We start from the raw sequence: 13,734 nt of genomic DNA, 5'->3' as shown, positions 1-13,734 counted from the left end.
ATAGAAGATGAGACAGCACCTGGTAATGGGTAACTGGAAACTGAACGGCACCAAGGCTTCTGTAGAAGCCCTGATCAAAGGACTGACCCCGGCCGCTGCCGCTCATCCTTCCGTGCAAGTGGCCGTCTGCCCGCCGGTTATCTTTTTGGGTCTGGTTGAACAGCTGACCGCCGGCAGCAAAATCGCCTACGGTGCCCAGAACGCCGACGTTCACGAGTCCGGCGCCTTCACTGGCGAAAACGCCCCCTCCATGCTCAAAGCCTTCGGCTGCACCTACTCCCTGGTCGGTCACAGCGAGCGTCGTACCCTGCACGCAGAGACCGACGACGTGGTGGCTGCCAAGTACGAAGCCATTCAGAAGGGAGGCCTGATCCCCGTGCTGTGCATCGGTGAAACCCTGGCCCAGTTCGAAGCCGGTACCACCAACCAGGTGGTCGAGACCCAGCTCAAGGCCGTGATCGATCGCTGCGGCATCGCCTCCTTCGAGAACGCCGTCATCGCTTACGAGCCGGTATGGGCCATCGGCACCGGCAAGACAGCCACCCCGGAGATCGCACAATCCGTGCATGCTCACATCCGTCAATACCTGGCCGGTTTTGATGCAGCCGTGGCTGCCAAGGTACAGATCCTGTACGGCGGCTCCGTGACTGGCGCCACCGCTGCCGACCTGTTCGGCCAGCCGGACATCGACGGTGGCCTGGTGGGTGGCGCGTCCCTGAAAGTGGACGACTTCTCCCAGATCATCGCTGGCGCCGCCAAGTAAGCGCCAAGCAAAGAGGGGCCCCGCCCCTCTTTGCATATCGCTTTCCTATGGACCCTCTCGCCATAGGAAAGCCGATATAGTAAAAGCGGCCAGCCGTATTTTTCAGAATCTTGATTTTCGACAACTCAGATCCAGAGGCACTCATGACCAAACAAATCAAACGTATTGGTGTTTTGACCAGTGGTGGTGACGCACCGGGTATGAACGCAGCCATCCGCGCCGTGGTGCGCGCCGGTCTGCATCATGGCCTGGAAGTTTACGGCATCTATGATGGCTACCTCGGTCTGCACCAGGACCGTATCGTCAAGCTCGAGCGTCACAGCGTCTCCGACGTCGTGAACCGTGGCGGTACTTTCCTGGGCTCCGCCCGTTTCCCCGCCTTCAAGGATCCGAAAGTCCGTGCCGAAGCGGTCGAAAACCTGAAGAAACACGGCATCGATGCCCTGGTGGTCATCGGCGGTGACGGCTCCTACATGGGTGCCAAGAAGCTGACCGAAGAGGGCTTCCCCTGCATCGGCCTGCCGGGCACCATCGACAACGACATCGCCGGTACCGACTTCACCATCGGCTTTGACACCGCCCTGAACGTGGTCGTGGACGCCATTGACCGCCTGCGCGACACCTGCAGCTCCCACCACCGCATCTCCGTGGTCGAGATCATGGGCCGCCACTGCGGCGATCTGGCCATGTCTGCCGCTGTTGCCGGTGGTGCCGAGTACGTGATCGTGCCGGAAGTGGCCTTCGACAAGGAGAAGCTGCTGCAGCAGATCAAGGAAGGGGAAGCCAAGGGCAAGAAGCACGCCATCATCACCATCTGCGAGCACGTCACCGACGTGAACGCCCTGGCGAAAGACATCGAGGCCATGACCGGCCGCGAAACCCGCGCCACCATCCTGGGTCACATCCAGCGTGGCGGTTCTCCCACTGCCCGTGACCGTATCATGTCCAGCCGCATGGGTGCCTTCGCCGTCGAGCAACTGCTGGCGGGCCAGGGTGGCCGCTGCGTCGGCATTCAGGGCAACGAGATGGTGCACCACGACATCATCGACTGCATCGAGAACCTGAAGCGCCCGTTCAACCAGGAGCTGTACGATCTCTCCACCACCCTGTTCTAAGGGCTGTGGTCTGACAAAAAACCCTCCTCTGGAGGGTTTTTTTATGCGGGCTCCTCACCCCCTCCTCCCCCTGCGGGGGCCCGACTATCCACTGGCCACTGTCGCCATGTCTTACCCCTTGCCCGGCGGCCCTGAGCCTCTGACCCCACGACCTTCTCCTTTACTTCTTTCCCCCGCTTTTCTGCTTGCTCACCTTGTTCGCGACGGGTCTGGATAAAGGCCTTGGTGCCGCAGTGCCACGGCCCTGCGCCAGGCCTCCCCTGCCCTTCATCCCATCACACTGGCGCCATATAGCCACCCGGGTGGGCCGACGATCTCTCCCGCTTCCCCTGCGCGCGGGCCCAGTGGCTCGTCCCCCCAAGAAAACAGCGAAAAACGGGGCTTCCGACCACCCAAGGCCCCATGAAGATCGAACCTCCATTTTCCCGCCTTCCCCCTTTCCTTCCATGCTCCTTTGGCGGCCGTTTTGTCGTTTTTTCGTACTCTTTTTGCTCCCATCCTGTTTGGGATGAGCAGAAAATTGAGCCTTCATCGGATAACCCTGGCTGGCAACAGCCTTGCAGACTGGGGTTGGGAAACAAGTTGTGAGAAAACATGACATGGGATGACAAAACCTGGCTGACAACCACCAACCTCCCTAGGACGACATCAATCGGCGCATCCCGCAGGCCATTTTGCTGATGAAAAATGGAGATCACCACAAAAAACCCAATTGGAGCCACCAAGAAGAAAGCCACAAGAACAACATAACTCAATGTATTTAAAGACTTTATATGTATCCGCTTTCACTGATATCACTATGAAACCCTTCCCAGGATAAAAAACGCCCTTAAACTTGGGAAAATGCGGCCATATTTCACCACCAAACCATTTTTGCCTCATAATTACATTTTTCGTTGTTTTATCGTTCTGTTGTGGTATCTTGGTTCCATCATGAGCCAACCAAGGGAGATAAAATCATGAAAGAGTTCGTAGTTACCGCCGTTTTCACCGTGTTTTTCACTCTGGTTGCCGTCTCCATGCCGTCGCTGGCACAGCTCTAAGTCGGTCAATCAGCCATCTGCCACCTCTGCACCAGAAGGGCGGTTCAAAAAACAGACTGCAACATGGGTTTTTGACGTGCTCTGGCAAAGGATGATGCCAAGCCATCATTGAGTGCGATCTGCGCACACAAAACGACCTCGTCGACATCCATGCCATCTTTCAAGGGGAGCCCGGGCTCCCCTTGTCGCATCTCCCCCTGCGGGATTTACTCTTGCCCCCCTGCCCGTCACAATGGCCGCTGGATTTGCCACGCAGGAACCACCATGACTCAGGATGCCTTGCGCCACTGGCGCCGCGACCTTCATCGTCACCCCGAAGCCGCCTGGTGTGAATTTCGCACCACCACCCTCATCGCCCAACACCTCAGTGAACTCGGTTTCTCCATCATGCTGGGGGATCAACTGCTCGCCAGCACCCTCATCATGGGACGGGAAATAGACGTCGAGGCCCAGAAGGCCCGTGCCCTGCACCAGGGGGCGCATCCGGAGTGGCTGACGCGGATCGACGCACTCACCGGCGTGATGGGACTCTGGGAGAGCGGGCGGCCCGGCCCCACCCTGGCGTTTCGCTTCGATATCGATGCGGTGGAGGTCGAAGAGAGCCAGGAGGCGTCACACCTGCCCGGCCAGGGAGGCTGGCACTCCGCCAACCCGGGCTGGATGCACGCCTGTGCCCACGATGGCCACACCGCCATCGGGCTGGTGCTGGCCGAGCGGATCGCGGCCCTCGCCGATCGCCTCACTGGCCGCATCAAGCTCCTCTTCCAGCCGGCTGAAGAGGGCTGCCGAGGCGGCAAGGCGCTGGCGGCAGGGGGGCAGCTCGACGACGTGGACGCCCTGCTGGCACTGCACATCGGCATTCACGCGAGCAGTGGTGAGCTGGTGGTCAACCCCACCGAGTTTCTCTGTTCAACCAAATTCGACGTGGAGTTCATGGGGCAAGCCGCCCATGCGGGGCTCGAGCCCAACGCGGGCCACAATGCCCTGGCGGCGGCCTGCATGGCCACCACCGCCATGCTCGGCATTCCCCGCCATCGGGACGGCATGACCCGCATCAACGTGGGGCAGCTCAACGGCGGCAGTGGACGCAACGTCATCCCGGGCCATGCCCGCCTGATGGGGGAGACCCGTGGCGCGACGCCGGCCCTCAACGACTACATGTTCAATCAGGTGCAGCAGATTGTGGAGGGGGCGGCCATGATGCAGGGCGCGACCTACCACATTCGCAAACAGGGGGAAGCGATCGGCATCGAGAACAGCCCAGCCCTCATCGAGGAAATCGTGCCTCTCGCACAGGGGATCTCCCTTGATACCATCCACACCCGCCGCTTCGGGGCCAGCGAGGATGCCGGTTTCCTCATCGAGCGGGTACAGCAGCACGGCGGCGAGGCCGCCTATCTCATCCTGGGAGCCAACCTCGCGGCCCCCCACCATCATCCGGAGTTCGACTTCGACGAAGCCGTGCTGGCCCCCGGAGTGGCCTTGCTGGAGGCCTGGCTGCTCGCCCGCCTCGGCCGCTAGCAGACGCCGGATGCAAACAAGGCAGCCCATGGGCTGCCTTGTTTTTTTACATCCTTGCGGACATGGGGACCTACTCTCCCAGCACAATCGCGCAGAGATGGGCGAAGTGGTGGATCTCGTGGGTCGCCTCGCACGGACCTGTTTCCCGTCCCGGGTTGTACCAGCAGGTGGCAAGCCCCTGGGCGGCGGCACCGGCGATGTCGGTCTTGGGATTGTCCCCCACCATCAACACCCGCGCCGGGCTCGGCTGACCCATCTGCGCCAGGGCATGCTGGAAGATGGCCGCCGCCGGCTTGGTCACTTGCACCTCGTCAGAGATAACGAGAGGCTCAAACCAGCTGTTCCAGCCCAGTTTGTCGAGGCGCCCGCGCTGGGGCAGGCTGAAGCCGTTGGTGATGATCCCCATTCTGACCTTGCGCTTCAGGGCCTGCAGGGTCTCCTCCACCCCCTCCAGCGGCACGCTCAGGGCGATGATCTGCTGCAGGAAGGTCTCGTTCATCGCCATGGGCGCCACGTTGACCTGCTCGGCAAAGAGCGAAAAACGGGTCTGCTGCAGGTGGGTGGCGTCAATCTCCCCTGAGTTGTACTGCTGCCAGAGCCGCTGGTTGAGGGCATGGTACTCCGCCATCTTGGGGGGAGTCGGCGCCACGCCGTAGATCTGCAGGGTCCGCTCCAGCGCCCTGGCGACCGGAAAATCGAGCAGGGTTTCGTCCAGATCGAACAGCACCCAGTCATAGCTTGCTTGTTTCACGCTTGTCCTTATTGATTGTGCTTGGCCACGTTGTCATGCGTCGGGCGCACCCATCCCCAGAGGGCTGTCGAGCAGGGTCAGGGTCAGCCTGACACCAAAGCCGGTTACCTCGCTGCCCACCACGCCATTGCCCCCCTTGTTGCGAAAACCACTCAGGTCGAGGTGCAACCAGGGAAGCTCGGCGGGCACGAAGCGCGTGAGAAAACGGGCGGCATCGATGTGATCCGGGGAGGCGCCCGGCGCGCACTGTAACAGATCGGCCCACTCGCTATCGAGGTTGTCATCGTAATCCTCGTCCAGGGGGAAGGGCCAGACTCGCTCCCCGCTCTGCTGGCCCAGCGCTATCAGAGTGGTGAGCCACACGGGGCGGTTGGTGAAGGCGCCGCTGTAACGGCTGCCGAGCGCCCGTTTGCAGGCGCCAGTCAGGGTGGCGTAGTCGATCAGCAAGTCGGGTTTGTCCCCGGCCGCCAGGGTCAGGGCATCCGCCAGCACCATGCGCCCCTCGGCGTCGGTGTCCACCACTTCGATGGTGGTGCCGTTCAGCGCGGTCACCACCTCACCGGGCCGGAAGGCCTGCGGGCCGATGTGGTTCTCGGCGATGGCGAGCCAGCAGTGCACCTCAACGGGGAGTTTCGCCCGGCTGATGGCCAGCAGCGTGCCAAGGGCCACCGCGCTGCCCCCCATGTCCAGGTGCATGCCATACATGCTGCCACCGACTTTCAGGTTGTAGCCACCGGAGTCGTGGCAGATCCCCTTGCCCACCAGCGCGACGCGGCGCACCGGGTTGGCCGGACAGTAACTGAGCCTGACGATGGCGGCCTGACCGTCCGCCGAACCACGGGCCACCGCCAGGAAGGCGCCAGCCCCCTTCTGTGCCAGGGTCGTCTCATCAAACTCCTGCCACTGCCACCCCTCCTGCTGCGCCAGCTCCCGGGCATAGGCCCGGTAATGACGGGCATTGAGCTCGGACGCTGGCAGCACTGCCAGGTGGCGAGCCAGACCGTTGCCTTCGGTTTCTGCGCTCAGGCGGGCCATGTCCAGCTCGCAAGGGGGGGAAAGTTGCAACTGCTGATAACCCGGTCTTGTCGCCTCACTCCGTTTCTGGGTCGGCAGGGTCACATCGGCGGCGAGCAGGCAGGCGAGCACCACCCTTGCCAGTTGTGCGCGATGCTCATCGTCAAAGCCCTCCAGATGGAGCGCCAGGTGCGTCGCCTTGAGGCCCGCCAGCGAGCCCACCCAGCTGCGCACCTGCTTGTAGAGCCGATGATCCAGGGCCGGGCGGGCATCCATGAAGATCACCCGTTGCAGCCCCTGACTGTCGTCAAGGGAATAGGGGGCCTTCTGACCCAGGGCTATCTGGGTTGCCACGGCGGCAAAGGGAGGCGTCGCCAGCAGGGTATCGCGCGCTGAGTCGGCAATGAGCAGGAGTTTGACGGCAGCCGGCCCTGCCATTACCTCGGCGAGGGAGGTGCTCTGCATCGTGATTTGGGGAGAAGAATAGCTAAAAGGGGTCATCACAGGGTGCGGCCTCATCCATGAACAGAAAGCAGGATGATACCGAACAAATGGCGAGAGGGATCGGAAAAACACACATTATTGTGTGCAAGCAACAGATGCTGGAGGGGATAAGAGAGGTAATGCAGAAGAAAATAAGTCAGAAGTTGGTTGCGGGGGCCGGATTTGAACCGACGACCTTCGGGTTATGAGCCCGACGAGCTACCGAGCTGCTCCACCCCGCGTCCGAATTGTATTGCCACCACAAAAAGCAGAGCAGTTGCTTCTTGCTGTCTTCGTCTCCACCGCAGCGCTATGCGCTTGCCATGGACACAAATAGTTGGTTGCGGGGGCCGGATTTGAACCGACGACCTTCGGGTTATGAGCCCGACGAGCTACCGAGCTGCTCCACCCCGCGTCCGAATTGTATTGCCACCACAAAAAGCAGAGCAGTTGCTTCTTGCTGTCTTCGTCTCCACCGCAGCGCTATGCGCTTGCCATGGACACAAATAGTTGGTTGCGGGGGCCGGATTTGAACCGACGACCTTCGGGTTATGAGCCCGACGAGCTACCGAGCTGCTCCACCCCGCGTCCGAATTGTATTGCCACCACAAAAAGCAGAGCAGTTGCTTCTTGCTGTCTTCGTCTCCACCGCAGCGCTATGCGCTTGCCATGGACACAAATAGTTGGTTGCGGGGGCCGGATTTGAACCGACGACCTTCGGGTTATGAGCCCGACGAGCTACCGAGCTGCTCCACCCCGCGTCCGAGGTCGCCCATAATAGGCGCCAACGCTGAGATTGCAAGTAAATATCCTAAAAAAAGTTTATTCGGGGATTAAACAGTCACATACTGCGCTCTTTTGCAACAAATCGCAGTTTTTTCAGGCAGCTAGCGATCTCTCGCCCCTCAGGCCCCTCCCCGCCTTGCCCCTCTTTGCCATAAAAAAAGCCCGCACGACAAGGTGCGGGCGGAAGGATGCGCCGGGATCAGGCCAGCTGGTGCAACACGCTGGTCGCCGCAATCTGGGCGATGATGAGGCCGCACAGGGTCACGGAGACCACCACGGGGGCCGTCTCCTGCTGACGGTAGATGGGGCTGAACCAGAGCAGCAGGGCTGCGACCAGCAGGCCGGCCTGGGTCACTACCCCGGGGATCAGCGGGTCGAGCCCGGCGCTGCTCCCCTGCCAACCCACCAGCACCGCCAGCCAGATAAGACTCAGGATGGCGGAGACGAGCCCCGCCAGGGGCAGCAGCAGATTGAAGGCTTGCAGGCGGTGGCGGGCACGCAGCAGCATCAGGTGGGCAAAGGCCGACCCCAGCAGCACCATCTGCAGCAGGCCGCCGAGCCAGCCCTGGATCTGCATCAGACCCAGCCCGTAGAGGGCGAGCGGCATGGCGGGCAACCACAGCAGGGTGGCGGGGATGGCGCGCTTGCCCTCCAGGCGAGACTGGACTAGGGAGAGCACGATACCGAGCACCAGGGCGGCCCCCCCGCTCCAGATGAGCCAGCCCGCAACCTTGGCCTCCACCGCCAGCATCAGAGAGAGCCCGGTGATCACCCAGACCGAGAAGAGCTGGGTAGTGATCCGCGAGCGCTGGCCCGGGCAGAGATCCCCGCGCCACAGGACGAGCCCCACGGCGATCAGGGCCCCCAGGGCCATCAGACCGGTCAGGGGAAAGAGCCAAAAAGGAAGTTGGACGAACATAGGGTCTCCGGCAGCAGTCCGGGTGCGGGTGCACCCATCACAGGGTAAGGAAGGACAAGAGGCAGGGAGTATATCCAAACTCCCTCCGTCTTCCCAACGTCGCCGGTCAGCTTTGTCCCCGGGCAAGGGCAACCACCCGGGCAAACATCTGCTTGAGCACAGGGGGAATGTGCTCGCTGCCGAGGCGCTCCGCCTCCTCCACCACCGCCAGGGCCATGCCTGGCTTGCTGCGATGGTGGATCGCCTTGGCGATGATGCGCCCGGCGTTGAGGGTGGAGCGCCCCCCGACCCCCGCCTCGCGCCGGAACACCCCCTCGAACCCGTTCTGGTAGAGGTAGTGCTCTATGTCTGCCGCCGGCAACTGGGTCAGCCGATCCCGCTCGCGCTCCCCCTTGAGCAGGGAGCGGGCGGAGCTCGCATACTTGGCGCCCGCCTCGTCACCGTCGGTGAGCAGGTGCCACTCTATGCCAAAGTCCCGGGCCACCTTGATGAGGGGAGCCTGGCCGCACTGGGCGAACTCGATGATGCGCACCCCCTCCGCCCGCAGGCTGTAGCCGCAGATCTGGGCCAGCTCCGAGAGCAGCCAGATCTCGGTCTCCCCTTCCACCAGCAGCCAGCAGCGGGCAAACATCGACATGGGCCTGTTGATGCGCACATGGAAGGCAATCTTGCGCAGATCGTCGCTGCTGTAGCGCTCCCCTCCCAACTGATGGCAGAGGATGTCCTGCTGGCGGCGTACCAGACGACGCACCTGATTGAGGGGCAAGGAGGAGAGCAGGTCCCCCGAGTTGGTGGTGAGCAGCTTCTGGCCGGGCAACTGCTCCAGCAGACCCCAGGCCAGGGCCAGCATGGTGGGATGCAGGCGGCTCTCTGGGTCTTCCAGCATCAATATGGGTCTGGCCCCCTCCTCCAGCTCCCGGTTGCCCCGGGCGTGGAGCAGCATGGCCGCCATGCCCGCCATGGCCAGTTGCAGCGCCCGGTTATCCGCATTGCGCAGCAGCACCTGCAGGTTGCCGGGATTGCGCAGGGTCATGGGGCGATTGACGATATCCCGCTGGCTGCGAGGCTTGTGCTTGATGGGCGCCAGGGCGCTGAAGTAGTGCTCCATCAACTGCTGCACCGCCTGCAGCGCCTCCTTGAGTTCTGGCTCGCCGATGCGCTGGGGCTCGTCGGTGAGCTTGCCGGCCAGCTCGTCCAGCCGCTGCTCGCACAGATCCCCCCAGGGCAGCCGCTCGATGCCCTCCCGGGCGGTACGGGCATCCCGCAGCCTGAACACCGGGTTCATGGTAATGAGCAGACGCACCAGCGCCTCATTGTTGTCGATGGCCAGGCTCTTGCCGATGCCGTCGAGAAAGTCGTGGGTGGTGAGCACGCTGCCATCGTCCTGCAACTCGGCGCTGGCACGATAATGCACCCGGTGGAACTTGTCCTTGTGGGGGATCCAGGCCGCCCCGAGGCGGGCCAGACGGCGTGAGTGCTGGCACATCTGGGGACGATACTCGCTGAAGGTGAGCACCAGTTGCAGCGTGCGCGAGGGTTCGAGCTCGGGATCTTCGGGCCGGTGAAAATCATCCTGACCAAATTGATAGGGCTCGGCATCCCCCAGTAGACACCAGAGGGCCCGCAGCAGGCTGGATTTGCCCCAGGCGTTTTCGCCGATGAGCACAGTGGTGTTGTCCAGCCCGAGGGAGAGGCGATTTATTCCGCGAAAACCTTTGACTTCAATGCGTTCCAGAAACATGCGGCCATATCCAGTCCATCCTGATGGCGCAATAGTGGCAAAGTTGCCGGAAAAATCCTATCGGGTAACGGCGTTTTCAGCGGGAACTGTGAGGAACGAGCGGTTCGGGCGGCGTCGGCTGGGTGGCGCGATAGAGGGGGGCATTCCAGTGGTTGAACCAGAGATGGCGAGTGCGGGTCTGACGTTTGCGATGATTCAATGGGCATTCCTTTCAATGGACAAGAGACAGAGGGTACACCTCTTTTGCCCAGAGTCTCAGGGTTATCTGTGACAGGAGAATGACAACTGGGCTCGCCACTGGCCCGGGCTCAGGCCGAACGCCTCCCGAAAACGGTTACCAAAATGGGCCTGGGAGGAGAAGCCGCACTGGGCGGCGATGCTGGCCAGAGGCTCGCTTCCCGCCAGCAACTGCTTGGCCCGCTTGAGCCGCAGCCCGAGCAGGTAGCGGTGGGGCGGACAGCCCAGGCTCTGCCCGAACATCCGGGCGAAGTGGTATTCGCTCAGACCCGCCTCCCGGGCGAGCTCTCCCAGAGTGATCGGCTCGGCCAGGTGAGCCTGCAGATACTCCTGCACCCGGCGCACCACGGCCGGGGCCAGGCCGCCGCGCACCTCCGGCAGCGCCGGGGCCTCGCGGGTGTGATGGCGATAGGCGTGCAACATCAGCATCCAGGCACCGTGGGAGAGCGCCATGCGATCGATGCCGTGCTGCCAGTCCAGCTTCATCAATTGCCCCTGCACCAGGGCCGCCGCCTGGGGATCGTCGATGAAGGTCTTGTCTTCCAGTTGCAGATGACGCCCCTCCTTGTCGCACGCTTGCTCGGCGATACGGGTGAAGTGGGCGGGGGTGAAGTAGAGGTGGAAGAAGCGAAACTCCTCGCGCACCAGCCACTCGGACCTGTGGTGATCCGGCATGATGCACACCTTGCCGGCACCGCCATGGCCACCGGGGCCGTCCAGCCGCTCGGTCTGCTCGCCCCCCTGCAGGTAGACGCTGATGGTGTGGTTGCCCGGCTTGTGGTAGCGGGTCTGATCGTAGCGGTTGCACCAGCTCGCCACCCCGAGTCCGGGCTCCAGCCAGCAGGAGTCCTCCAGCCTGGCACCGGTGCTCACCAGGGCATCAAAGACCCCTGCCTGTCTTGTCTGCTGCATGGCATGCTGCACGCTTGCGTCCCTCTCTGGCACTTGCCGCCCCTTTCCTGTCGCCATCTTATCGCGCCTCATGGTCAAAGGCTGCGCCTCCGTTGAAAAAACCGCAAGATGGTGCAAGCCGGCCCCCCGCCTCACGGTTCATGCTGATCACATCATCTTCTCTTGATGGGATCACACCATGAATCTGATGCTCTATGTTTCCACCATCCTCATCTGGGGCAGCACCTGGATTGCCATCGCCTGGCAGCTCGGCCCCATCCCCATCGAGGTCTCGGTGCTCTATCGTTTCGCCCTGGCGGCCCTGGCCCTGTTCGCCCTGCTCACGGTGAGCGGCAAGTTTCCGCGCCTGCCCTGGGCGGGCCAGCGTTATGCTGCCCTGCTCGGTGCGTTGCTCTTTTCCACCAACTTCCTCTGTTTCTACCACGCCACCCTCTATATCCCGAGCGGCCTGTCGGCGGTGATTTTCGCCAGCGCCAGCATCTTCAACGGCCTCAATCTCTGGCTGTTCGAAGGTAAACGACCGGGCCTGCGTTGGCTGCAAGGATCGTTGCTGGGGCTGCTTGGCACCCTGCTGCTCTTCTGGCCGGTGCTGGCGGATGCGCAACTGGGTGCAAACGGCTGGAAGGGCTTGCTCTTTGCCTGCGCCGGCACTCTCTGCTTCTCCCTGGGCAACCTGGTCTCCGCCCGGGGACAGCGCCAGGGCTATCACGTATTACAGATGGTACCCTGGGGCATGGTCTACGGCGTGGCGCTGCTGCTGGGCTGGGTCACGGTACTCGGTCAGTCACTCACCCTGCCCACCGACCCGCGCTACCTCGCCGCCATGGTCTATCTGGCCATCTTCGGCTCCGTCATAGCCTTCACCGCCTACCTCACCCTGGTGGGGCGCATCGGTGCCAGCAAGGCGGCCTACGCCACCGTGCTCTTCCCCCTGGTGGCCCTCACCCTCTCCACCTTCTATGAAGGCTTTGTCTGGCAGACGGTCTCCATCGTCGGCGTGGTGGTGAGCCTCATCGGCAACCTGGTGATCTTCGCGCCCCCCGTCAAGGCGTGGCGCTGGCCGCTATCAAGGGCCGCAAACGGTACTTGCCCCTGATGCCACCAGCCCCTAAGGTAACCGCGTCCAACACACGAGGAGGGAGGACGCATGTTACTGGAAGGGCTGGAGACACTCTGCCTGCTGGCAAGCGAGGGCACCATGGCCAAGGTTGCAAGCCGCCTCTATATCAGTCAGTCGGCGGTCAGCAAGCGCATCGCCCAGCTGGAGCAGCGCCTTGGCAAGAAGCTCATCGAGCCGGATGGCCGTCATATCCGCCTCACTCCCCAGGCCCGTGAACTGCTCGCCCGGGTAGCCCCGAGCCTCGCCGAAATGAAGGGGGTGCTGGCGGACAGCCAGATCCTCACGGATCAGACCCCTCTGTCCATCGCCTGCTCCGAAACCCTGCTGGCGGGCTACCTCGCCCGCTTCATGCACACCTACCTTGAACGGGATCCCCACATTGCCCTCTCTACCCACCACACCCCGGTCATTCTGGCCCGGGTGCGCGGCGGGGATGCCCTGCTCGGGATCTGCGCCGGTCGCCTGCCGCCGGGCCATGGGCTGTGTGCCGAACGGCTGCTGGAGGAGCCCTTCTATCTGGTGGGGGACGCTCTGGATGAGGCGGCGCAGCCGGATCACCAGAGCGCCTTGCAAGAAACTGTGACCAGCAAGCAACTGACTGAAGGCGACGTGAGTCAGGGGATGCAGGGCAAGGTGCGCAAGATCCTGACCATGGATCTGGAGAACCCCTCCAACCGCTATCTGCGCGAGCCCCTGGCCGCCCTCGGGCTTATCCCCGCCATGGAGCTCGATTCCTACCTGGCGCTGATCGAACTGGCCAAGGCAGGCATTGGCCCCGTGCTCCTGCCCGCCGGCCTGCTGGCGTTGGTGGGTGAGCAGGGGACACAGGCACGCCCCCTGCCGGGACTGGGCCGCCCGCTCCACCTGGTCTATCGGCCAAACAGCCTCAAGCGCGATCGCATTGCCCGCCTGGTGCAAGCGCTGCAAGCCCATTTCCGGCAACTATCGGCACTGGGCTGAAACGCAAGAGGGCCCGATCTGCGATCGGGCCCTCGTCATGGGGGTACCGGCTCAGCCCAACCAGGCAAAGAGCTCGGGGTACTGGCTCCACACCAGCTTGGCGGACATCACCAGGGAGACGGTCACCAGCAGCGGCTTGATGAGCTTCACCCCTTTCTTGAGCACCAGCTTGGAGCCCATGCGCGCCCCGATGAACTGCCCCAGCGCCATGCACAGCCCCACGCTCCACACCACCTTGCCCCCCAGGGTGAAAAAGAGCAGAGAAGCGATGTTGGAGGTGAAGTTGAGCAGCTTGGTGTGGGCGGTGGCCCGCGCCATGCCAAAGCCCGCCAGGGCCACGAAACCGATGGCAAAAAACGACCCCGTGCC

The 13,734-nt window shown here is 62.8% G+C and carries 12 protein-coding genes and 4 tRNA genes; 5 read left to right on the top strand and 11 right to left on the bottom strand.

Going from position 1 to position 13,734, the window contains the following annotated elements:
- The first annotated feature begins 7 nt into the window (after positions 1 to 7).
- From tpiA to C3418_RS02920, 3 genes are all read left to right on the top strand, one after another.
- A complete protein-coding gene (tpiA, locus tag C3418_RS02930; protein WP_029314576.1) occupies positions 8 to 763 on the top strand; it encodes a triose-phosphate isomerase in 756 nt (251 codons plus the stop codon).
- 143 nt (positions 764 to 906) lie between these two features.
- Positions 907 to 1,878 (top strand): 6-phosphofructokinase, encoded by a 972-nt coding sequence (pfkA, locus tag C3418_RS02925; RefSeq protein WP_010674852.1) that lies wholly within the window; start codon positions 907 to 909, stop codon positions 1,876 to 1,878.
- A gap of 1,307 nt (positions 1,879 to 3,185) precedes the next feature.
- Positions 3,186 to 4,442, top strand: coding sequence for an amidohydrolase (locus C3418_RS02920; protein WP_103857914.1), 1,257 nt, complete (start codon positions 3,186 to 3,188; stop codon positions 4,440 to 4,442).
- A gap of 70 nt (positions 4,443 to 4,512) precedes the next feature.
- Here the strand turns inward: C3418_RS02920 and yjjG are convergent, their stop codons facing one another.
- The 10 genes from yjjG to C3418_RS02875 form a co-directional block, all read right to left on the bottom strand.
- Positions 4,513 to 5,193 (bottom strand): pyrimidine 5'-nucleotidase, encoded by a 681-nt coding sequence (yjjG, locus tag C3418_RS02915; protein ID WP_052816263.1) that lies wholly within the window; start codon positions 5,191 to 5,193, stop codon positions 4,513 to 4,515.
- Positions 5,194 to 5,226: 33 nt separating this feature from the next.
- A complete protein-coding gene (locus C3418_RS02910; RefSeq protein WP_052816265.1) occupies positions 5,227 to 6,711 on the bottom strand; it encodes a leucyl aminopeptidase family protein in 1,485 nt (494 codons plus the stop codon).
- Positions 6,712 to 6,855: 144 nt separating this feature from the next.
- Positions 6,856 to 6,932 (bottom strand) — tRNA-Met (locus C3418_RS02905).
- A 96-nt stretch (positions 6,933 to 7,028) separates the two neighbouring features.
- Positions 7,029 to 7,105: transfer RNA gene (locus C3418_RS02900), tRNA-Met, on the bottom strand.
- A 96-nt stretch (positions 7,106 to 7,201) separates the two neighbouring features.
- Positions 7,202 to 7,278, bottom strand: a tRNA-Met gene (locus C3418_RS02895).
- A gap of 96 nt (positions 7,279 to 7,374) precedes the next feature.
- Positions 7,375 to 7,451: transfer RNA gene (locus C3418_RS02890), tRNA-Met, on the bottom strand.
- A 224-nt stretch (positions 7,452 to 7,675) separates the two neighbouring features.
- Positions 7,676 to 8,395 (bottom strand): hypothetical protein, encoded by a 720-nt coding sequence (locus tag C3418_RS02885; RefSeq protein ID WP_010674858.1) that lies wholly within the window; start codon positions 8,393 to 8,395, stop codon positions 7,676 to 7,678.
- Positions 8,396 to 8,501: 106 nt separating this feature from the next.
- The gene (locus C3418_RS02880) at positions 8,502 to 10,136 is read right to left on the bottom strand and encodes an ATP-dependent endonuclease (RefSeq protein ID WP_039038583.1); all 1,635 of its coding nucleotides are present in this window, start codon (positions 10,134 to 10,136) and stop codon (positions 8,502 to 8,504) included.
- A gap of 76 nt (positions 10,137 to 10,212) precedes the next feature.
- The gene (locus tag C3418_RS24650) at positions 10,213 to 10,335 is read right to left on the bottom strand and encodes a hypothetical protein (RefSeq protein WP_256094327.1); all 123 of its coding nucleotides are present in this window, start codon (positions 10,333 to 10,335) and stop codon (positions 10,213 to 10,215) included.
- Positions 10,336 to 10,397: 62 nt separating this feature from the next.
- On the bottom strand, positions 10,398 to 11,285 hold the full coding sequence (locus C3418_RS02875; protein ID WP_048208720.1) for a helix-turn-helix domain-containing protein: 888 nt from the start codon (positions 11,283 to 11,285) through the stop codon (positions 10,398 to 10,400).
- 178 nt (positions 11,286 to 11,463) lie between these two features.
- Here C3418_RS02875 and C3418_RS02870 point away from each other — a divergent pair, with 178 nt between their 5' ends.
- Positions 11,464 to 12,381 carry a DMT family transporter gene (locus tag C3418_RS02870; RefSeq protein WP_069784639.1) on the top strand — a complete coding sequence of 306 codons (918 nt, stop codon included), beginning with the start codon at positions 11,464 to 11,466 and terminating at the stop codon, positions 12,379 to 12,381.
- Positions 12,382 to 12,432: 51 nt separating this feature from the next.
- Positions 12,433 to 13,365 (top strand): LysR family transcriptional regulator, encoded by a 933-nt coding sequence (locus C3418_RS02865; RefSeq protein ID WP_069784640.1) that lies wholly within the window; start codon positions 12,433 to 12,435, stop codon positions 13,363 to 13,365.
- Positions 13,366 to 13,416: 51 nt separating this feature from the next.
- Here C3418_RS02865 and C3418_RS02860 read toward each other — a convergent pair.
- The coding region (locus C3418_RS02860; RefSeq protein ID WP_181023055.1) for a TSUP family transporter at positions 13,417 to 13,734 on the bottom strand (318 nt) is incomplete at its 5' end.

The sequence above is a fragment of the Aeromonas sp. ASNIH8 genome (genome assembly GCF_002919855.1).
Lineage (GTDB): Bacteria > Pseudomonadota > Gammaproteobacteria > Enterobacterales > Aeromonadaceae > Aeromonas > Aeromonas caviae.
The sequence above is the reverse complement of the archived record's forward strand: the minus strand, read 5'-3'. Positions and strand labels throughout refer to the sequence as shown.